The organism is Shewanella sp. M-Br, assembly GCF_036245925.1.
GTDB classification, from domain to species: domain Bacteria; phylum Pseudomonadota; class Gammaproteobacteria; order Enterobacterales; family Shewanellaceae; genus Shewanella; species Shewanella oncorhynchi.
The window spans coordinates 69,874-91,791 of record NZ_BJBV01000011.1 but is presented as its reverse complement, the minus strand read 5'-3'; the positions used below and the strand labels follow the sequence as shown (position 1 = coordinate 91,791).

The following is a 21,918-nucleotide window of genomic DNA, read 5'->3' as shown; positions in this document are numbered from 1 at the left end:
GACTCATTTATTTAACATCATGTAAGAACCGTATTTTATCTAAAAAAAAGGCCTGCTAGGCAGGCCTTTTCACATAAATTAAATTAACAACCATTATCGGTTAGAGTAATAGTCGGCAAAGCACCTGCACTTGCTGCTTGTGTATAAACAATTTTACAACTTGCAGCTGGAGTAGCAACATCAGCTGGGGCTCCACGAGGCCAAATTGTAGCGCTATTGCCTACCACATTAATAATCCAATCATTACTGCCTGCTTCAGTAGGTGAAGTACCTGCATCAAAAGCCACATCCATTCCCGCTTCTAAAGCTGCTTCTGTCGCAGCCATATAACCAAAGACAACTGGAACATCGTCAGCAGTACCTGTCGCAGGAGTCCCTGCAACAGTATTACCGAGCACATCAACACTACCTGTTGCTGCACGTTCAATTCCGAGTAATGCAGCTTTTGAATAAATTAAGCTATTCGCTCCTTGAATAGCCCCTTTCATACCTTGAATAGTTGAAGCTCTTGCATCACCTTGCAGATTAATAAACTTAGGTGCCGCTGTGACAGCAAGAATACCTAAGATAATGATCACTACGACTAATTCAATTAAGGTAAAACCTTGTTGTCTTTTCATATAAAACTACCTTTCTTTCTAAGTGAGTACTCGTGTGAGTACTAATTAAGTTAAGTCACTTTTAGACTCTATTACTTTTAAACTAAGCTACTTAAAACATGAACAAAATAAAACTATTAATTACTGTCTATGGTACAAATGGCGTTTGGGTGAAACTTAATACTCTGCCTGTGCCTGGGTTATACACTATTCCCTTAGCACCTACCGTTGTTAAATCAGGGGCAGGAGTGGGTACACCATTCGTTTGATTTAGCACTAGTGAAGCCACTTGGTGATAAACACATAAATCTAAACCTGCAACGACTGCGCCAGTAATTGAGTTAGCACTGCCGCCTGCGGCGTTAATAACACGAGCGGTATAACGTTGATTACGTGCATCTTGGTTAAATAATACGTTACGTGGAGCACTCTGCAACACAGTGTTAAACACTTCTTGGCAACTGGCATTTGTCATAGCTGTCGCACTGGTTACTGAAGTTCCCGTTGGATAGCCAAAACGTGTATCGACATTTACTGTGTTACCGTCGAGGATAACGCTGCTATTTTGACGCCCATCGACTTCCCATTGAGAACGCACAAAGCTAACTGCAGTCGATAAACCACCCGCCACACCGTCAACACTGGCATCTTCAGCATCATCGGTGACATTTAAGAATCGTGGGATCGCCGTTGCGGCGAGTAAACCCAAAATCACAATCACAATCACAAGTTCGATTAATGAGAACCCTGTTTGCTTAGTTTTCATATATATGTCCCCAGACCTCAGAAATTTTATTCTAACAGTTAAATCAATTTTAAAAAGCCATTGAGTTAACAATATTTTACGGAGCAGTCAAAAAAATGACCCTGCCAGAGTTCAGTTGATAGCCTAAACTATCGCCATTTTTAGACCGATAGTGGCAGCTATTATCCTTAACCAAATAATCCGCCTCTAGACCTAAATTATCAGTTTCAGCGCCCATTAACTGTTGCCACAAATCTTGGCAGCCTTGATCATTTAAGTGCTTAGGTTGTGGCCATCCTAATTCATTGATATCGACAACACTCGACTCAGTTTCTGGGGAGGGATTATCAAATACCTCCCAGTTCAACTGCAATTGCGCCGGCTTACCCAAAGACAACCACTGGGAACGCACCATCACCAGCACATTTAAAAAACGAGCGTGTTCCACTTCCAATCCACGAGCCGCTATTTGCGGTAGCATAAAAAAGTACTTAGCTCCGATCACCGCCATGATAACCAACACAATTCCAATGGCGATCATACGTCCATAGATACGTAATAGATCGCTTTCAGCCTTTTGCTGAGTCTGCATTTAACCTCAGTCCCACGTATAAGATAGGAAATAAATATTATCCATATCGCTTACTTACCACCTTTGACCACATTGAGCATATCCCACATTGGCAGGTATATCCCCAAGGCCAACACTAAGACAATCACGGCCACAAAACCGATCAAAATTGGCTCCAATTTCGCGGTGAGGTTCTTTAAATCATAGTCTACTTCGCCCTCATAGAAATCTGCCGCATCATTAAGTAATTGATCGATTTGCCCCGTTTCTTCGCCCACAGCCACCATTTGCAGCACTAGTGGCGTAAATAACTTGCTCTGATTCGATACCCTCAGCATAGAGTCACCAGACTCTATGCCACGGCGCATACCGACTATCTTGTCGTGCATGTAGGCATTATCTACCGCGTCGGCCACTAAACTTAAGGCCTGCGTCATCGGCACGCCCGCGCTGAGCATCATAGAGAAACTGCGACAATAACGAGCTAACGTCGAGCGCTCGATAATCGATCCCACGGCGGGGATGTGTAACTTCCACTTATCCCACTGCTTCTCGCCCTTTTCCGTATGGTGCCAGTAACGAATGCCGATAATAGTGCCAATCAACACCACCAACATCAGCGCCCAATAATTCACAAACAGATTCGATGTACCTATCAGCACTTTTGTCGCCCAAGGTAAGTCGGCGCCAAAGCGGGAAAACATCTCGGCGAACTTAGGGATCACCATGATATTGAGGATCACCATAGCGAGCGCAATCGCAATCAATACAAACATGGGATAACGCATGGCCGATTTAATTCGTCGCCGCGTCTCTTGCTCACGCTCGATATAACCTGAAAGTTGAATGAAGGCATCTTCTAACTTACCCGTGTTCTCCCCCACGTGCACCATAGAAACAAACAAAGAATCAAACACATCGGGATGTTGATTCATGGATGATGACAAGGGTCGCCCTGCGGTGAGCTGCTCAGAAATATCATTAAGCGCATCTTTCATTCGCTGGGAATGCGCCGTTTCAGATAAGCCTGCAATCGCCCGCAAAATAGGAATGCCAGAACGGGTCAAGGAGTACATTTGTCGGGTAAAAATCTGTAATTCTTCTAACGCGACTTTGCCACCAAATAACTTAGTCAGTGAGAACGACTTAGCCACTTTGGCGACTTTGACTTCAAGGGGGATAATGCCACGCGCCAATAGCATGTCAGCAGCGGCACTTTCCGACGCGGCATCCAATTGTCCCGTAACGGATTGACCTTGACCACTGCGTCCACGGTATTGATAAATTGGCATAATTACGCCTCAGCGCCTTGTTGGCTGATAATATCCTTCGACAAAGGTATCTGAGATTCACTCACGTCTTCCACCAACTTAGCGACCTCTTCAATCGTCGTCATGCCTTCGCTCAGATATTGCAAAGCTGACTCTGCGAGTGGGGTGAAGTTAGGACTCTGCAACGCGGCTCTGGCAAAATCCTGCGGATTACCAGTACGCATAGCATCGATCATCTTTTCGTCTAGCTCGAGGATCTCAAAAATACCGATCCGACCGCGATAACCACTGCCATTACAACTCTGGCAACCTGTACCGATTCTAAAGTTTGCATGGGTAAAATCTTTGCGGCTCACACTACTCAGCCAGGCTTTTTCCTGCGGTGTCGGTTGATACTCTACCCCACAGTTATGGCAGACACGGCGCACTAAACGCTGGGCAATAATCACCCTTAAGGCACTAGCAACTAAATAACTCGCAGCGCCCATATCGAGTAAACGCAGCGCACTGGTGACCGCATCGTTAGTATGCAGGGTCGATAGCACAAAGTGACCCGTTAATGCCCCCCTAAGACCAATCTCCACGGTTTCTTGGTCACGCATTTCCCCCACCATGATGATATCGGGGTCTTGACGTAAGGTGGTGCGTAATACATTTGAAAAGTTTAAGCCAATCTTATGGTTAACTTGTACTTGGTTGATCCGCGGCAATTGATACTCAACCGGATCTTCGACCGTGATGATCTTACGGTCGGCGGTATTGAGCTCGCTCAAAATACCGTACAAGGTGGTCGTTTTGCCGCTACCCGTTGGACCTGTGACCAGTAGCATGCCGTGGGGACGTTTAATCTGTTTACGAATACGCGCCAAAATAGCAGGCGGCATACCGGTTTCGTTTAAGGTCAATAAACCCGCCGATTGATCGAGCAAACGCATCACCACAGATTCGCCGTGGTAAATCGGCATAGTCGACATACGCACATCGATATGATGACCTTTGATTTCCATATGGAAACGACCATCCTGCGGCAAACGTTTCTCGGAAATATCGAGACCCGCCATCAACTTAAGTCGTAATACTAAAGCCGCGGCAATATTAACTTCATTCAGAATCGTTTCATGTAGCTGACCATCGATACGCTGGCGAATACGTAAGGCTTTATCACCGGGTTCGATATGGATATCCGAGGCGCGCATTTGCACCGCATCTTCAAAAATCGACTGCAGCAACTTAACCACTGTGGTTTCATTGTCACTGTCACCCGACGTGAGGCTGGCTAAATCGAACATCTCATCGGCGGCGTATTCTTCTTCGAGCTTACCGGCAATCTGGGCAATTTGGTCTGTACGGCGATATAAGTTATCAAACGCTTGCAGCAGTTGCTGCTCGGGCGCTACCGCTAACTTCAAACGCTTAGGTGCGATAAGCATTTCGAGGTGATCGAGCGCCTGCAAATCCGCGGGGTCGCTCATTGCAACTAATACGCTATCGCCCCTGTCTTCAACCGCTAAAGCGCGGAAACGTCGTGCTTGCACCTCAGGAATAAGATGCACCACTTCCGCTGGGATTGGCATTTTACTGATATCCAGCAAAGGCACATTCAATTGTTGCGACAAGAACTGCAGTAACTGATGTTCAGTAATCGATTGCAAATCAATCAGAGTACGACCCAGTTTTTTGCCCGTATTGCGCTGCTCAGCCAACGCCTGTTGCAACTGCGCTTCAGTAATAATGGCTTCTTGAACTAACAGATCGCCCAAACGCATTTTTAATCTGGGTTTCATTGGCTATCTCCTAGCTGAGTCAAACGTTGTTCGATAAAGGCACTCGCTTGCGCCGATAAGCCTCTATGGCCTAAAGCAGTCCGATAGGCTTGGCGTGCTTGAGGAAATTGTTGCTGCGAATCGAGCGCATAGGCCAGCCCCATCCACCATTTAGCCTGTTGAGGTTCTTGTTGCAATAATTGTCTATAGGCTTGTTCTGACAACGAAAACTGTCCTAACTTTTGCGCCAAATCCGATTGTGCCATCCACTTTTGTCTCGCCAGTGAATGCGTGTCAGGTATGTTGGCTAACGTCACTAATGCGAGATCAGCCTGACCAGAGGCTTGCTGAACCCGAGCAAGCAATAAGGCAAAGTCTAACTGCTGTGGGAATAACAGCATGCCTTGCTGTAACACTTCACTGGCTTTGGCTAATTGACCTTGCCCATAATGCAGCGCAGCTAACTGCTTGCGCGCTTCATGCATGCTGGGATCAAAGCCTAATGTTTGCTCATAATAACTAATGGCATCTTTGAGTTTGCCATCCCTTTCAGCCTCATTCGCTAATGTGAACCGCTTCTGCGCCAACTGCTTTGGGGTCAACTTCACCTCAGTAATCGCCATTTGCCCTTGCTCTTGGGGCGTGAGTCGATTAGTGCCAGCATCAGCTTTAACTTCTTGTACTTTAAGCTCATTGCTCGCGTTAAGTTCATTATCGGCGGCAACACTAGCACGTTCTGACATCATTAATGCAGAGGGTGCGGCAGCAGTGACCTCGGCGCTTCGCACACTCGATGTCACACGATTTGACTGTGAATGGCTTGGCTCGCTTGACGTATCGACTAGGTCATCTGCGAGTGCTGAGCTCTCATCTTGTTGCCGTTGTGACTCTTGTTCAACATCATGTTCTGATTCAAATTCTTGCGGCTGATTAAGTACAACGTCGTCGACACTGGGTTCAAGCTCTTCACTCTTAGTCGTAAACTCCTGCGTAGTCGCAACGTTAAGCGGTTCTTCGACGACAACGACGCTTACTGGAGACTGCACAGGCTCGATTTGAGTCTGAGTAGATTCATTTTGCCCATTTGTTTGAGCCAAAATAGTCGCTTCTGCAGGCTTTGCTGTGAATAATTGCCAGCCATAAACCAGAGCGCCACCGAATAGCAATGACACACCACAGAGCAGCAGCCCGTTAAACGGAGTCCGCCTGCGAGCTAAATATTGCACCTGTGGCTGAGCCACGTTGCTGAGCTCATGCCCCTGCTGACGCTTGTCGAGATCCTGCAGCATCTTGTTGATCACACTCATACAACACCCCTGAAAAAGTGTTGTAATCCCAAACCGAAAGCCACTGTCATCAAAGTGAAAAAAGGCAACCATTTCCACGATAATAATCGGCGAACACTTGCATCTTCGGTGTCTTGAATTGCGGCTTTAACGTGGGAGGTTTGCACACGAGTAGCGCCTTCGCCGAAACTCAATAACAAGGCTTTATGGGCAAGAATATTGATCAATCTGGGGATCCCCCGGGACGCATAGGCTATCTGACGTGTTTCCCGTGATGTAAAGAGTGGTTCGCCCGCACGCCCAGCGATAGCTAATCGGTGGCGAAGATAAGCGTCGGTTTCATCCCATGTCAGTGGGCGAAGGTTGTAGCTAAAAGTAATCCGCTGTCTTAATTGCCTAAATTCTTGGCGTTTAAGCCTGTCATCGAGCTCGGGTTGCCCAAATAACACTACCTGTAATAATTTGCGTGTCTCGGTTTCCAGATTAGTGAATAACCGCAGCGCCTCAAGACTGTCGTCCGGCAATGCCTGCGCTTCATCGAGTACCAATACGATGGCGTGCCCGTGGACGCTCAAAGCTAAAAGCTGCTGTTGAATAAGTCCAGTGAGTTGCTGCTGGTCGATATTGCTGGTGTATTTAAGGCCCAGCTCACTCGCTACCGCCCAACGTAATTCAGTAGGAGTGAGATAAGGATTAGGCAAATATGCGCAATGAAACTGACTCGGCAATTCGTTGATAAGCTTGCGGCAAATCAACGTTTTACCAGTCCCCACCTCCCCTGTCACCTTGATAAAGCCTTCGCCCGTTTGCAGCGCGGTTTGCAACACTTGCAAGGCTTCCACATGTGGCGACAGGCCGAAAAAAAATCCGGTATTGGGTGTCAGTGAAAATGGAGGTTGGCTTAGGCCAAAATGCTTCTGATACATAGAAGCTTACTTTGTCTCCGGATACCAACGATCTAATAAGGTCTTAGAACGTTGTAGCTCAGTTTTCCAGGTATCAACACCAACTACCGTAGGTTTTAACAGAATAATAAGCTCGGTTTTCTTCTTCTGCTTACTACGGTTTTTAAACAATTCACCGAGGAAAGGAATATCACCCAACAAAGGCACTTGCGATACCACTTCAATGTTTTCACTCTTCATCAAGCCACCGATGATGACTACGTCACCGGAGGCGGCGCGGATGACAGTATCAGACTCACGAATTTCACTCTGCGCTAACGGTAGCTCCAACGAAGCGTCACTCACTTTGATGTCTTTAGTCTGCTCTTTCACATCGATAACGGATGGATGCACGTGCAATAACACATTACCGTCACTATCAATTTGCGGCGTAACGTCTAAGGCAATGCCCGAGAAAAATGGCGTAAGCTCGACTTGTGGAGTGGTCACAGGCGTTGTACCCGCAACTGTGGTCGATGAAACGTCGGTGACAAAGTACTCATCAGTACCGACTTTGATCACCGCTTTTTGGTTATTCGATGCAGTCACCCTTGGGCTAGACAATACATCCACATCGCCTTGGGTATCTAACAGATTGATCATGGTCGTAAAGTCAGAACCTTTAATACTCAGCGAGGTCACACCACCAATCGCCGAGGTGATTTTATCGTTTAAACCAGGGCCCGCTGATGTACCAAAATTCACATTAGTATTGCCAACATGTCCCAGCACATTGTCCCATTGAATACCCTGCTGATAACCATCGGATAATGTGACTTCAAGGATCTTCGCTTCTAAAATTACTTGGCGTTGCAAATGACTTTCTGCGGAATTTAAGAAAGTACGCACTTGGCGTAATTCACTAGGAAAAGCACGAATGGTCACTAAACCCGCCTGCGGCGTAACAACAACCTGACGACCGCCACCCGTTTCGCCGATTATCGAGGATAATGTCTCTTTCAACTCTCCCCAAAAATCTGTCTTAGTACGCGAACGGATAAAAGTACCGTTGCTACTATCGCTACCGCCATTACTGCTCGAGTTATTGCCATTACTGCTGTTCGAGTTATTGTTATTATTCGAGCCGCTATTGTTTGAATTGTTATTGTTCGAATTACTATTGGAATTATTGCTATCCGAAATCCGTCCTGAACTCACTGACGTCACAGATAAGCCATCGCGTTCCATGTAGAGATAATTCAGCGGAAACGTCTCGGTACGCATTCCAGCAGGAAACACTCTTAGGATGCGCCCTTCGCGACTGACTTCGTAGCCGTAGATATCTTCAACCACTTGAATTGCTTCAGTTAATGTCACACCTTTAAGGGATAATGAAATCGTACCTTGCACGTCAGGATGTACGGCAACACTCAGCGGTGTACCTTGAACTAAGCTTGGAAAAAATACTTTAGCATCAACATCGTGGGCTGATACATCGAAACGACGCTCAGTTTCCAATGTGGGGGTCAAACCTGATAGCAATGCGCCTGAATTCAATTCCCGCTGAACCGCATCCGGCATAGTCGCAGGCGGTGGCGTCGTTGATGCCGTTGCCGTCGCCATTGAGGCCGCTAATTCCGCCTTACTCGCCTCCGGCTGTGGCCTATTTGTGGTCTGACACGCCACAAGGCAAAGTGAGAGCAGAGGTGTAAAGTATTTAATCGCTTTCATCTGAGGTGTATTCCCTATCTCTCTGTTATTGCTTGAAACAATGTCAATTTCCGTCCATCGGACAGCGATACATAAGTGGGGGTGATTTTAACGATACTCAGCCCCTGAACGCTGTCGCCAACAGACAATATCTTGTTATTTATCACAGCATAAGCCGTGTTTCCTGAGCTTACTATGCTGTTAAGTACAAGCGCCTGATCCTGCATTTGACTCGCATGACTCTGCACAGCAAAGCCTTTACCGGGCAAAGTCGGGTCGCGCAGCGATTCAGCAGACACCATAGGGCTACTAACTAATAACAACACACTGATAATATAAGACTTATTTAGAAACACTGATAAAGTCCTTATTAATACTCAAGGTATAAAGTTCAATCTCAACGGTCGCTTTTGGATATTCCGCGACTTTATAGTCGAGACGTTTCCAATAAAGTTTATCTGGCATGGCCTCAACGGCTTCCACAAAGCGCAACACAGAAAAATAATCGCCCTCTAGACTTAAGCGAATACCATGGCTATATAGATTGAGTTTTTTCTCTTCACCCACAGGTAACAAAGGGATGGGCGCTATCGACATAAACTTAATTAATTTAATCCCTTGCACTTGTCCTAGTAAATTACCCAGCAACTGCGGCATATAGTCTGCCGGCACCATATCCACCATCTGCTCATCGAGCTGGGCATCTAGGGCTTGATTCTGTTGCTGCAACAGCACTAAACGCTGTTGGTAATCTTGATTGGGATCTAACGCTAAACGTTGCTGATACAAGTCAATCTGCTGAGCCGAAATCACGTTTTCCTGCTCTAAGGCTTTTAGCTGTTGTGAAACAGCCACATGGGTTTTCCACAGGGACTCTAAGGGTAAATAACTCAGCATGCCGACCACGGCCAGAATGGCGACTAAGATCAACACTCGCTCACGGCGACTTAGCGCATCAAACTGTTGTCCTAATTGGGCTAACTTTTGCTTCATTGCGCGGCTTCCTCCTTGTTATCGCTTTTCAAGGTAAAGGCCAAAGGTTTATCTTCACCGCGATCCATGCTCATCGACGAGAAAGCTTGCCCCTTTAAAGTCTGCGTAGTTTTAAGTTTGCCAATCCACTGCGGAATGCTTTGAGGATGGTCGGCAAAACCTTCGAACATAAAATCTTGCTCATTAATGACGATATGACTAAGCCAAACACTCGCATCCGACACGACGGCTAAATCTTTAAGAACTGGCGCAAAACCACGGCTGGTTAAGGAAGTCCTAAGACTCAATTCTCCCATGAGTAATTGCTTAAGCTCTAACTGTTGTTCCGCTAAATCGACTCGCGCAACAAGATCGGCATCGGGTTTACGCGCAGCAATTTGTGCTTCTAATGCCTGTTTTTGGGTATCGAATTGCTGCTTTTGTTGGGCAGCCAACTGCTGGGCCTGTTGTAACTCACTGACTTGCCAGTAGCTATAACCACCTAAAACCGCAAATAAGATCGCAAAAACCAAGGCGTAAGCACTTAAACGCGCAAAGGTTAATCTTTGCTTCGGGGGCAATAATGAAGGAGTGTAAAGATTGACTCGGTATTTAATCACTCAGTACCTCGATAAAATTCAGCAAAGGCTAATCCCGCCATTCGCGCGCCAACACAGCTTTTATCAATGACATTCACAGCTTGATTGAAGTTTGCCGAGACTAACTTAGCTAAAGTATCCACGGCACCATCGGCGAGGAGTTCGATAGAAGATACCGGAGCCTGTCTCAATTGACTTTCAAAATAATCCATAGAACGCTGAATTTCTAAGCTTAAATTGTCTGCCATGCCATAACTTAACTCATCCGCTTGAGTCTTATCCAATTGAGTAAATCCGCGCACGCGACGCTGCATATACAGCTGACCTTGCTTAACCACAGTCAGTAGCAATTCTTGACCGGGATTATGGCTTACCACCAGACGCGCTTGGTTGTCATCATTAAATAGGTTAGTCACGGCTAACTCTTCGATACTAATACCGAAAAGTTGTAAATCTTGTTCATGAATGGCCTGCACCATGCTCACTAACTTAGCTTTATCCACCACCACAACATTGATTTTATTACTCGGAATGGGTGACTCAAAGTAATCCAAATGGATTTGCGGTACAGGTAGCGTGACCATGTCTTTAATTGACCACAGCAAAGCTTGGGATAACTCGACAGTATCGACATTCGGTTTATCGGTCAGCAGTAATTGATAAAGGCCTGAAGCCAAAATCAGCTGTAAATGTGCATTGGGAAAGGATTTAGCCACAGCAGCAAACGCCAATGACCAGTGCTCATCTTTCAGCTCAAAGGGTAACCACTGCTCAGCATTTTCTTTTTGGGCAGGTGCGTAAACCCATAATTTATCGGCGCAGACATAGACACCAAGGCTAGTCGGTTCTGTTCTCTTCTGCCAAAAGGCTAATCGACCTATAAGACTTTTTTCCATAAAGATGCCTATAACCAACTGAATTTAAAAGCTTGAGTAGTCTCTTTTGCACAAACTTCCTGTCACTCCACTCTCCAGTGCTCCTTGACCTATGACCTGCTCGATACAGAATAAAAAACGCAAACGTCATCTTTTTGGCACTGGCTAGTTTAGCCGCAAATGCTCGTATTTTATAGATAAATACGTGAATAATAGGATCTATTTGTCTCTAAGACGATATTAATCACCCAAACACTGAACTTCCCTTACTTAGCCTCTATGGGTTCACTGAAATACATTCCCTGCGCTGCGCCAACACCGAGGATTTGCAGTGTCTGCCACTCTTCAAAGACTTCTACCCCTTCGGCGCAGACTTGTACTTCCGTTCGATATAAACCGCCAATCAAACTGCGGATAAATAATTGGTTTTCTGGCCGTAAATGAATATGACGCACGATGGATCTGTGTAACTTAATTAAATCAAAATGGCATTCGCGAATGTAATAAGTACCGACAACCTGCTGACCCACATGATCGACACATAATCTCGCGCCCATTTTACGGATCATATCTAATTTAGGCTGCAACTTTTCTTGATGTTGAATAACGATATCTTCAGACACTTCGAAAATCAGTCGCGTAGTTAGATGGCGATATTCTAATAGCGTCGTTTTTAGCCATTGAGTGAAGGCTCGGCTCATTAGCGAATCCAAACTCAGATTAATACTGTATATCTGCGGCGCTGATGTCTTAATTGTTTGAGCATTCGATATGCCGTCTGCTAATTCATTCGACAATAATAACAATACCCGCTCAATAATTTGCCGTTCGACCTGTGGCATTAAGCCACATTTATTCGCCATTGGAATAAACAGTGTGGCACGGATTAACGCCCCCTGATTATCCCGAGCCCGCGTAAATATCTCTTTATGGTGCTCATTACCATCAGAGTCGATTATGGGTTGGCTAAAGGGAAAAAAGCGCCGCTGCACTAACGCGTTTTCTAAAAAGCTTCGCCAACGCACTGAGCCTTTGGCAAATTCTTCATCAATCGCGCCTTTGTCGTACATAAACCAATTACTATTACCCTGTAATTGTGCCGCCCTCAAAGCCATATCGGCTTCTTCAATTAACTGAGCCGCATTATCGCCTGCGGTAAAATAAGCGCATCCGAGGTGGAAAAAGTTATCGCGATTCTCAACATCAGGCAAAGGCTGGCTTAGACATATCTTGAGTAACTTGCTGGCAAATTGATCCGCTTCAATTAAGGAAATTTGCGGCACGACTATGGCAAATTGATTATGGGAGCGACGGGCAAAAATACTATTAGCTTGAGTTTGCAGCAATTGACTTATTGCATTAACAGTCGAGTTTAATAGCTCTTTCGTCACTGCTTCACCTTGGGATTGCTGCAATAAATCCAGATCATCCATTTCTAATAAATAGATTACCCCATGGGCAAGCATAGCCTGATTATGACTAAGGGCGTCGAGACGATTATTCAAAAAGAGTCGGTTACCAATGCGCGTTTCCGCATCAAGAAAGGTATTAGAACGGATGAACTTGTCGAAACGCCCACGCTCCTTTTGTGCGTCCTGTAACTCTTCTAACAACTTAGTCAAAGCACGGTTAATCAGCCTTGGTTTACCATTTCCGGGAGTCGCGAGTGCTTGCTCATGCTTACCTTGCAGAATCAATCGACTGCGTAAGGCTAATTCTTCAATGCCATCGAGCTGCTGTGAAAACCATAAATAACCAAAACGCACTAAGGCAGCCACGGCTAAGATACCGACCAACAAAATCAGAATTTCATACCAACTGAAAGTGTAATGTTCAAAGGGCTGAGTCAAGGTTAACTGCATACGCAAGCCTGATGTCGGCTCTAGCACATGGTCATACACCATCGCATTTTGCGTAGAAAGGTTGCCTTCATAGGCAAATAACACTTCATCTTTCAAGGTCAACCGAAAATTAACGGCATTGTAAGCAAGCAGCATGGGCGGTAGCCAAGCCTCTAGCTCCCAATCAGGTTGGTGTTGGAACTGATCGACTAACATAGTTTCGAGTTCAGCTACTTTTTGCTGCTGAAATTTATAGGTCATCTGCACGAAACTCATCATAGCGCTCAGCAAAAATACGAAGGCGATAGCGGCTAATGACATTAACCAAAAGCTGGTTAATTTTGTAGTTAACATTCGGGTGAATTTCATCTATCCGCTATCCTGCAGGATTATTATAATTATTTGTGCGATTTTAACAGAAGTTCAACAAAAGTTGTCCGTTGATTATTCAGTAGCATAACCTAAAAGGCAACTAAGACGCTGTGACTTTAATGTTCACTTAAAAACAAAAAAGAGGCTAATTAGCCTCTTTTTAATGTTTTTACCACTTTTAGCCTAGTCGGCGTATTTAGGTAAAGTGGTGATCGCAGCCACACCAGAGTCGATAGCCGCTTGTGCAACAGCACGGGCAACATTTGGCAATAAACGTGGGTCCATAGGTTTTGGCAGCACGTATTCTGGGCCAAAACTCAGCGACGTCACATTAGGGTAAGCCTTCAATACACTCGCAGGCACTGACTCTTTTGCCAGTGATGCAATTGCATGAACTGCCGCAATTTTCATCTCATCATTAATGCAAGACGCACGCACATCCAATGCACCACGGAAAATAAATGGGAAACACAATACGTTATTCACTTGGTTTGGATAGTCGCTACGACCCGTACCCATGATCAAATCACTACGCGTTGCATGAGCAAGTGCAGGTTTGATTTCAGGATCTGGGTTAGAACACGCAAAAATCACTGGCTTATCGGCCATCAGCGCGACTTCTTCTGCACCAATGACGTCAGGACCTGATAGACCTAAAAATACGTCTGCGCCTTTAATAACATCAAGAAGCGTGCGTTTTTCGGTATCATTCGCAAATAGTGCTTTATATTCATTAAGATCTGTACGGCCAGAATGAATAACACCTTTAGTGTCTAGCATGTAAATGTTGGCGCGATTCGCACCGCATTTTACCAGCATAGTCATACAAGCGATGGCAGCAGCACCCGCACCCATACACACAAAAGTCGCGTCGCTTATCAACTTGCCTTGAATTTCCAGCGCATTGATCATACCCGCCGCAGTCACGATTGCGGTGCCGTGTTGATCGTCATGGAATACTGGCACTTTACAACGAGCAATCAATTCACGTTCGATAACAAAGCATTCGGGCGCTTTAATATCTTCAAGATTGATACCACCAAAGGTGTCAGCAATCGCAGCAACAGTATTGATAAATTCCTCAGGCGTATTATGCGTAATCTCAATATCTGTCGAATCGATATTCGCAAAATGCTTGAACAATAATGCTTTACCTTCCATTACAGGTTTAGAAGCCAAAGGGCCCAAATTCCCTAAACCTAAGATAGCCGTACCATTGGTAATCACGGCAACCGTATTACCTTTATTGGTATAACGATACGCATTGTCAGGATCTGCAGCGATTTCGCGTACTGGCTCAGCCACACCTGGGCTATAAGCTAGGGCGAGATCGTGACTCGTTTCGGCGGGTTTGGTAAGGCAAACTGCGGTTTTGCCTGGTATGGGAAATTCATGATAATCGAGTGCTTGTTGACGAATATCTGACATTTTAAAATCCTGAAATGCGACATTTATAATTTATGAGAGTAAGACTACCAACACACATCTAGTCTCACCAAAGGGTGATGTTAATAGTCTGGCTGGTCGGGGTAAGATACGCCAATAAGGGGAATTTATAAATAAGAGATTCATAAATTTCACTTTAGCCGCCAAATAGACCCTCTAAGCTTAGTTTTATAAACTTATCTCCTATAATAAAGCTGCATTTCTTAATATGTTTTGTAGGAAACAAACATATATTTTGTAGTTACTGCGCTAGTTGTAGCGACTTAATCTCAAAAATGTTGGTTAAATTACAATATATGGCGACTAGCATATTTATCTTATAGTTAATTGCTATAAATAAGTCGAATTATACACTTGAACTCTCAATACAGAATAAGTTGACGATTTATTGAGTGAAGTCGTACCAGCTAGATATGTAGAATAAGCGGAATAAAGAAAATTGACGAATAACAAAAAGCAAAAAGGCGCCATAGGCGCCTTTTCTAGAAACATTGCAATCGCAATTATTTCTTTGCAAGCACTGCGAAGCGCTTGTTGAATTTGTCGATACGACCGCCGGTATCAACAACTTTTTGTGTACCAGTGTAGAATGGGTGACAAGCACCACATACGTCTAAATGCAGATCTTTACCAGCAGTAGAGTTTACTTTGATAACGTTACCACAAGTACAGTTTGCAGTGATGATAGCGTATGTTGGGTGGATACCTGGTTTCATTGGGGTTACCTCAAAAGTGTAAGGCCATGTCGCTCTTCCAACCCGTAGTCGGACACCACATGCATGTTAATAACAATATGTTTAGGGCGCAGAATGGTACAGCATACCTACAAGGGATACAAGTAGATTATCTGAGCGTTTGCCGGTTAATCTGTGTCTATTTTGACTTTAGTTAAGCGGCTTATTTTCCCGCTTCTTTAGCCTCAAATACCGCCCGCGCGCCTTTAGCATCAGAATGCTGATCCAAAATCATTTTCGAAGGACAAGATAGCACCGCATTGCTCTTGAGTGCATTGATTCTATTCTTCGAGAAAGCCACAGGATTTGCCTCGTAAATCGCCAACATAGCGCCATATACACTCACATCCCAATCCTTGGCATATCGATTAGCGATACGCCACAACGTCTCGCCAGCAAGATATGTTAACTGGCAATGTTCGGGCGTCTGTGAGGCCGTTTCAGCAATATTCTGTTTTTGCTCATTATTTGCCGTTTTCACTATTTCTGGAACCACAGTTTCAGTTGCAGCGTTTTCAACGACCACTTTTTCAACAGCAATCGTCTCAGAGGTTTTAGCGAAGGCGTTTATCTCAGTAGCCGACGTATTTTGTTTATCCGCGGCTTCAGGAAATCTAAAGCCAGTCACCACTTCTACCGTTGGCACTTTGGATTGGGAATTTGCAGCAGTAGCAACAGTCACTGCGGGCATTACCTCTTCAAGTTGCTTTGATTCTGCCACCACTTTTACAGGCTTAATGCCCACTTTATCCGTACTTTTGGGGGCGCCCGCTATGATGGTATTTTTAGTGTCCGAAACCGCTTTTGTCGTTAACGCGGCAGAGGCCGGTTTAGCCGCACCGAATAAATTAATACTTTTGACGTCATACCATCGGTCAAGGCGATACTCTCTCACTAAGAGTTTAGCGCTGCTATCCTTCACATCTTCAACGCCAGTGAGTAAAACTAAAAAGCGATTAATCTCCTCAACCATTAACCTTTCTTCGCCGCTAGCTTGCTGCACGACAAACTCTAAGCGCGACATATCTTGATTGTCTGCGATCACATTCACCCTGAGTTTAGGGTAAGCGCCTAATTCAAACATCCGGCTATTAATGCTCACATGGGAGACTTGTGCCATGCTAGGTGCGCTGCACACCAAAGCAAGTAGACCTAATGATTTCACTATATTAGCCATTTATTTACTCTCAACTATCCTTGGTAAACCATCATTAGGGCTAGCCCTAGCCAGCCGCGCTGAGTACACTAAACCACATTCTTGTCTAAGACTTGCCTGCATATGTCATTGTTTGTCGAAGTTGCGTTACCTGTGCCTATGCGGCAAACCTTTAGCTACCGCGTACCCGAATCCTATCCTAGTACACCGCAAATAGGTGTGCGCGTTAAAGTTCCCTTCGGTCGTCAACAATTGATCGGGTTAGTCACAGGTATCACTGAGTCTTGCAGCTTAGCCCCAAAGCAAATTAAGTCTGTGCTCGAGTTTATCGACGATAAACCTTTACTGCCTGAATCACTTTATAAATTAACTCTTTGGGCTGCGAGATACTATTTTTGCAGCCAAGGGCAGATGCTAACCCAAGCCTTACCTGTGGCCCTGCGTAAAGGGCTAGATGCCGCGCCACAAAAGATCCAATTCTGGCAATTAACTGAAATAGGCCAAAATATTGCGCCCGAAGTGGTTAAACGCGCACCCGCACAGAAAAAACTACTCGAGTTACTCAAAACCGCCAGCTTAACCCAAGAAGAGGTTATCAGCTTAGACATCAGTAAAGCGGCGCTTAAAGCCCTAGAAGATAAAGGCTGGGTGGCACGCCATGAAAAAATTGCCGAGCTTAACCTCGACTGGCGCACCACACTCGAAATGGACGAAACGCCACATAAACTCAATAAAGAACAAGCCGTCGCCGTTGCCACTTTAAATCTGCAACAAGGATATCACTGTACTTTATTAGAAGGCATTACCGGTTCGGGTAAAACGGAAGTCTATCTTGCTGTACTCGAAGAAATCCTCAAGCAAGGCAAACAAGCGTTAATTTTAGTGCCTGAAATCGGCTTAACACCCCAGACAATCAATCGCTTTAAGCGCCGCTTCAAAGTCAATGTTGCCATTTTGCATTCAGGGTTAACCGACAATCAGAGACTCGAAGCATGGCGCCAAGCCCGCTGTGGTCAGGCTGCAATCATTATTGGCACGCGTTCAGCCTTGTTCACACCTATGGCGTATCCCGGCATCATCATACTCGATGAAGAACACGACAGTAGCTTCAAACAACAGGAAGGCGTTGGTTATCATGCCCGCGACTTGGCAGTCATGCGTGGCCATTTAGAAGCGATTCCGGTGATTTTGGGCACAGCGACGCCCTCACTCGAAAGTCTACAAAATGCCTTAAGCGGCCGTTACCATCATTTACAACTGGGTGAACGCGCAGGTGCGGCTAAAAAAGTGCGCCAAGGCATTATCGATATTAAAAATATGCCGCTGAAAGCCGGTATGTCAGTGCCGTTACTGAACGAAATCCGCCTGCATTTAGACGCAGGCAACCAAGTCTTGTTGTTTCTCAATCGCCGCGGCTTCGCACCAGCCCTGCTTTGCCACGAGTGTGGGCACTTACACGAATGCGACCGCTGCGACGCGTTTTTCACAGTACATCAATCCCTTGGCGAAATTTGCTGTCACCATTGTGGCAATCAATACGCTATCCCCAAGCAGTGTCACAAATGTGGCAGCACTATGTTGATGGGCCAAGGCATAGGCACAGAACAGCTCGCCGAAGCGCTGCAACAAGAGTTTCCTAAACATCCAGTAGTGCGCATCGACCGTGATACGACCCGCCTTAAAGGTTCATTAGAAACCCACTTAAATGCGATTCATAAGGGAGAATATAAAATCCTCGTCGGCACGCAAATGCTGGCTAAGGGCCACCACTTCCCTGATGTCACGCTTGTTGGGCTACTCGATGTCGATGGTGCTTTATTTAGCGCCGACTTCCGCGCACCTGAGCGCTTTGGGCAACTCTATACCCAAGTTGCAGGGCGCGCAGGGCGCGCCAGTAAACCCGGCACGGTATTATTGCAAACTCACCAGAGCGACAATCCCATTTTGCGGGATTTGCTGCACCGCGGTTATGGCGAGTTTGCTCGCAGCCAGCTCAAAGAACGTCAACAGGCACTGCTGCCACCAGCATGGCACATGGTGTTGGTACGCGCCGAAGCGCATTTAGCCAGTGATGCCGATAATTTTCTCAACGCCTTCGCCGCGCTCTTGCCCCAAGATAAAGAATTTGAGGTGATTGGTCCTATGCCCGCGCCCTTAGATAAAAAAGCTGGCAAGTTCCGTCGCCAACTCTTATTCCAAGCTAAAAACCGCAACCGTCTGCAGCAAGAGTTTGAACGTATTCATCCGCTTGTAGAACAACTTATCGAAGCTAAACGCTGCCGATGGAGCTTAGACAGAGATCCGCAGGATCTCCTCTGAGTCGAGTATTTGATAAGTATTTAAGCGCCATTTGATAAAAAATCATCGGGAAGATAGCAATTGTTAACCACAAACGGCTAAAATATGCGGTTATTCCCTGTATTCACTCTTAAAGTTAGTGCCGATTAGAACCCATGAAATCACATATCCAATCATTACTTGAACAAACTCTAGAATCCTTTAAACAACAAGGTATTGTGCCTGCTGACTTTGAAGCACGCATTCAGGTAGATCGAACCAAGGATAAGAGTCATGGCGACTTGGCAACCAACTTAGCCATGATGCTAACCAAGGTCGCAGGCAAGAATCCACGCGAATTAGCCCAACTGATCATAGATACCTTACCGGCTTCGGCTTTTGTGGCTAAGGTTGAAATTGCAGGACCAGGCTTTATCAATTTTTTCATCAACGACAGCGCCTTAGCAGATCAACTGCAAAATGCCGTCAACGATGAGCATTTAGGCATTAAGTTACCGACACCACAAACCGTTGTTGTCGATTACTCTTCACCCAACCTCGCCAAAGAAATGCATGTAGGCCATCTGCGTTCAACCATCATTGGTGACAGTGTTGTGCGTGCGTTAGAATTTTTAGGCCACAAGGTTATCCGTCAAAACCATGTGGGCGACTGGGGCACACAATTTGGTATGTTGCTGGCCTATATGGAAGAGCTGCGTGCCAAAAATGGTGAAGAAGCTCAACTTGAACTGTCTGATTTAGAAAACTTTTATCGTGCCGCTAAACTGCGTTTCGACGAATCAGCAGAATTCGCTACCCGCGCTCGTCAGTTAGTGGTTGAACTGCAATCTGGCGACGAGTATTGCAACAAACTGTGGCGCGAATTTAACGACATTTCGTTAAGCCACTGCCATGAAGTCTACGCCCGTTTAGGTGTGAGCCTGACCCGCGCCGATGTACACGGTGAAAGTGCTTATAACGCCGATCTCGAGCAAGTGGTTAAAGATTTAGATGCCCAAGGTTTATTAACTGAAAGTAACGGCGCTAAAGTCGTATTCCAAGAAGCCTTCCGCAACAAAGAAGGTGAGCCACTGCCTGTTATCATCCAAAAAGCCGATGGCGGCTATTTGTATGCCACCTCAGATCTTGCGGCAATGCGCTACCGCTCGAACGTGTTAAAGGCCGATCGCGTCCTGTATTTTGTTGACCTACGTCAGGCACTGCATTTCCAACAAGTCTTTAGCCTAGCGAAACTAGCTAAGTTTGTCCGTGAAGATATGTCATTAGAACACTTAGGTTTTGGCACTATGAACGGCGAAGATGGCCGTCCATTCAAAACCCGTAGCGGCGGTGTCGTTAAGTTAGTTGACCTGTTAGAAGAAGCCAATGTGCGCGCGCTAGAACTCGTTCGTAGCAAAAATCCTGATATGGATGAGGCCACGCTGACTGAAATCGCCCGTGTCGTTGGGATCAGCGCCGTTAAATATGCTGACTTGTCGAAAAACCGCACCAGCGATTACATTTTCAGCTTTGAACAAATGCTCAGCTTCGAAGGCAATACCGCACCTTACCTGCTGTACGCTTACACCCGTGTTGCGGGCATATTCAAGCGAGTAACCGATCTGGATCTCAGCCAAGCGAAAATCGTGCTTGAGCATGAAAAAGAGAAAGATCTCGGTAATAAGTTGGCGCAGTTCGGTGAGATCCTCAATCGTGTTGTCGATAAAGGTCAGCCGCACGTACTGTGTGCTTATTTATATGAATTAGCGGGTGCTTTCTCTAGCTTTTACGAAGCTTGTCCAGTGCTTGCCGCCGATAATGACGCACAAAAGAACAGCCGTTTATTACTCGCGCAACTGACGGCTCGTACGTTACAAAAAGGCCTAAATCTACTCGGTATTGAAACCTTAGAGCGGATGTAAGCCATGAGTAATCGCGATTATGCCAATAGAAGGCCGCAGTCGGGCGCTAAACCGCGCCCAATCCGCGCGACTCGCCCAACTCGAGCAAAGCCTTCACAATCTAAATCGGCGCCGCGTAAGAAGCTGCCGCTGACCTTGATAGGCTTTGTCATACTCGCTGTGGGTTGTTTCGTCTATTTCCTGTCAAGCATTAAAGATAATGCTAAGCAAGAAGTGAAGCCGATACCCGCTCCAGCCAAGAAAACGGAAGTACAAGTTAAGCCTCAAGAGACAGCAGTGCTCACTCCTAAGGTCAAAGAACCTGAACGCCAAGCGGTCGTTATCCCAGTAGAGACAACTGAAACTGCTGAGCTTATTGTTCCGCCAAAGAAAGATCCAAATGCTCTGCCACCACAACCAAAGGAAGAATGGACCTATCTCAACGAGCTTGAAAATAAGCATGTTGAGGTCGATATTCCCGATATTGTTGCGAGCAGAACACCGATGCAATATCAGTTGCAGTGTGCTTCTTTCCGCCAAGAATCACAGGCGAACGAGATGAAAGCTGTCATCGCTTTCCAAGGTTTAGAGGCGCAAGTGAGACAAGTCGAAGGTACGACTGGCGTATGGTACAAGGTTGCTTTAGGCCCCTTCGAGCGTAAACGTGATGCAGAGCGTAAACGTCATACACTGCAAAAAGCGGGGATTAATGGTTGCCAGATTCTAGCGATTCCTAAATAAGGCTTTAGCCTACTCCTGATAGACTATTAAGAATAAATAGCGGCCAGCGTTTTATCGCTCGTCGCTATTTTTTTATCCGTATAACATGACTTACTTATTGATTCTGCCTACCCATAAAAACTCAGTTTTAAACAACAACTCATTTCAAATTTTCTGATCTACTAAATTTATAACC

Annotated in this window: 19 protein-coding genes; 3 read left to right on the top strand and 16 right to left on the bottom strand. The window is 45.7% G+C overall.

The features are described from left to right. Positions 1 to 83 precede the first annotated feature (83 nt). The 16 genes from AAA952_RS11240 to AAA952_RS11165 all read right to left on the bottom strand — a co-directional run bounded on the left by AAA952_RS11240 (position 84) and on the right by AAA952_RS11165 (position 16,845). The gene (locus tag AAA952_RS11240; protein ID WP_338257056.1) at positions 84 to 620 is read right to left on the bottom strand and encodes a type II secretion system protein; all 537 of its coding nucleotides are present in this window, start codon (positions 618 to 620) and stop codon (positions 84 to 86) included. A gap of 127 nt (positions 621 to 747) precedes the next feature. Continuing rightward, complete coding sequence (locus tag AAA952_RS11235) at positions 748 to 1,365, bottom strand: pilin (RefSeq protein ID WP_105251278.1); 618 nt, start codon at positions 1,363 to 1,365, stop codon at positions 748 to 750. Between the two features lie 76 nt (positions 1,366 to 1,441). Continuing rightward, on the bottom strand, positions 1,442 to 1,936 hold the full coding sequence (locus AAA952_RS11230; RefSeq protein WP_338257053.1) for an MSHA biogenesis protein MshF: 495 nt from the start codon (positions 1,934 to 1,936) through the stop codon (positions 1,442 to 1,444). Positions 1,937 to 1,986: 50 nt separating this feature from the next. Beyond that, entirely contained in the window at positions 1,987 to 3,207 is a 1,221-nt protein-coding gene (locus AAA952_RS11225) for a type II secretion system F family protein (RefSeq protein WP_338257051.1), read from the bottom strand. A 2-nt stretch (positions 3,208 to 3,209) separates the two neighbouring features. Further along, positions 3,210 to 4,970 carry a GspE/PulE family protein gene (locus tag AAA952_RS11220; RefSeq protein ID WP_263172923.1) on the bottom strand — a complete coding sequence of 587 codons (1,761 nt, stop codon included), beginning with the start codon at positions 4,968 to 4,970 and terminating at the stop codon, positions 3,210 to 3,212. Continuing rightward, the gene (locus AAA952_RS11215; protein ID WP_338257048.1) at positions 4,967 to 6,256 is read right to left on the bottom strand and encodes a tetratricopeptide repeat protein; all 1,290 of its coding nucleotides are present in this window, start codon (positions 6,254 to 6,256) and stop codon (positions 4,967 to 4,969) included. The genes AAA952_RS11220 and AAA952_RS11215 overlap by 4 nt, the downstream gene beginning before the upstream one ends. Then, complete coding sequence (locus tag AAA952_RS11210) at positions 6,253 to 7,161, bottom strand: ExeA family protein (protein WP_338257046.1); 909 nt, start codon at positions 7,159 to 7,161, stop codon at positions 6,253 to 6,255. Before AAA952_RS11210 ends, AAA952_RS11215 begins: the two co-directional genes overlap by 4 nt. A 6-nt stretch (positions 7,162 to 7,167) precedes the next feature. After that, entirely contained in the window at positions 7,168 to 8,850 is a 1,683-nt protein-coding gene (gene mshL / locus AAA952_RS11205) for a pilus (MSHA type) biogenesis protein MshL (protein ID WP_263167673.1), read from the bottom strand. 14 nt (positions 8,851 to 8,864) lie between these two features. Next, positions 8,865 to 9,185 (bottom strand): MSHA biogenesis protein MshK, encoded by a 321-nt coding sequence (locus tag AAA952_RS11200; RefSeq protein WP_263256617.1) that lies wholly within the window; start codon positions 9,183 to 9,185, stop codon positions 8,865 to 8,867. Then, positions 9,172 to 9,822 (bottom strand): MSHA biogenesis protein MshJ, encoded by a 651-nt coding sequence (locus AAA952_RS11195; RefSeq protein ID WP_338257042.1) that lies wholly within the window; start codon positions 9,820 to 9,822, stop codon positions 9,172 to 9,174. The genes AAA952_RS11200 and AAA952_RS11195 overlap by 14 nt, the downstream gene beginning before the upstream one ends. Beyond that, positions 9,819 to 10,421 carry a fimbrial assembly protein gene (locus tag AAA952_RS11190; RefSeq protein ID WP_113940089.1) on the bottom strand — a complete coding sequence of 201 codons (603 nt, stop codon included), beginning with the start codon at positions 10,419 to 10,421 and terminating at the stop codon, positions 9,819 to 9,821. Before AAA952_RS11190 ends, AAA952_RS11195 begins: the two co-directional genes overlap by 4 nt. Next, a complete protein-coding gene (locus tag AAA952_RS11185; RefSeq protein WP_338257040.1) occupies positions 10,418 to 11,296 on the bottom strand; it encodes an MSHA biogenesis protein MshI in 879 nt (292 codons plus the stop codon). Before AAA952_RS11185 ends, AAA952_RS11190 begins: the two co-directional genes overlap by 4 nt. Before the next feature lie 245 nt (positions 11,297 to 11,541). Beyond that, a complete protein-coding gene (csrD, locus tag AAA952_RS11180; RefSeq protein WP_338257038.1) occupies positions 11,542 to 13,485 on the bottom strand; it encodes an RNase E specificity factor CsrD in 1,944 nt (647 codons plus the stop codon). 186 nt (positions 13,486 to 13,671) lie between these two features. After that, positions 13,672 to 14,916, bottom strand: coding sequence for a malic enzyme-like NAD(P)-binding protein (locus AAA952_RS11175; RefSeq protein ID WP_113940091.1), 1,245 nt, complete (start codon positions 14,914 to 14,916; stop codon positions 13,672 to 13,674). A 521-nt stretch (positions 14,917 to 15,437) separates the two neighbouring features. Next, positions 15,438 to 15,650 carry a 50S ribosomal protein L31 gene (gene rpmE, locus AAA952_RS11170; protein WP_063883331.1) on the bottom strand — a complete coding sequence of 71 codons (213 nt, stop codon included), beginning with the start codon at positions 15,648 to 15,650 and terminating at the stop codon, positions 15,438 to 15,440. A 181-nt stretch (positions 15,651 to 15,831) separates the two neighbouring features. Continuing rightward, the gene (locus AAA952_RS11165) at positions 15,832 to 16,845 is read right to left on the bottom strand and encodes a FimV/HubP family polar landmark protein (protein ID WP_338257034.1); all 1,014 of its coding nucleotides are present in this window, start codon (positions 16,843 to 16,845) and stop codon (positions 15,832 to 15,834) included. Positions 16,846 to 16,947: 102 nt separating this feature from the next. Between AAA952_RS11165 and priA the strand changes: the two genes are divergently transcribed. From priA to AAA952_RS11150, 3 genes are all read left to right on the top strand, one after another. Further along, positions 16,948 to 19,143, top strand: coding sequence for a primosomal protein N' (priA, locus tag AAA952_RS11160; protein WP_105251264.1), 2,196 nt, complete (start codon positions 16,948 to 16,950; stop codon positions 19,141 to 19,143). 134 nt (positions 19,144 to 19,277) lie between these two features. Further along, positions 19,278 to 21,023 (top strand): arginine--tRNA ligase, encoded by a 1,746-nt coding sequence (gene argS, locus AAA952_RS11155; RefSeq protein WP_105251263.1) that lies wholly within the window; start codon positions 19,278 to 19,280, stop codon positions 21,021 to 21,023. 3 nt (positions 21,024 to 21,026) lie between these two features. Beyond that, positions 21,027 to 21,743 carry an SPOR domain-containing protein gene (locus tag AAA952_RS11150; RefSeq protein WP_168825699.1) on the top strand — a complete coding sequence of 239 codons (717 nt, stop codon included), beginning with the start codon at positions 21,027 to 21,029 and terminating at the stop codon, positions 21,741 to 21,743. Positions 21,744 to 21,918 lie beyond the last annotated feature (175 nt).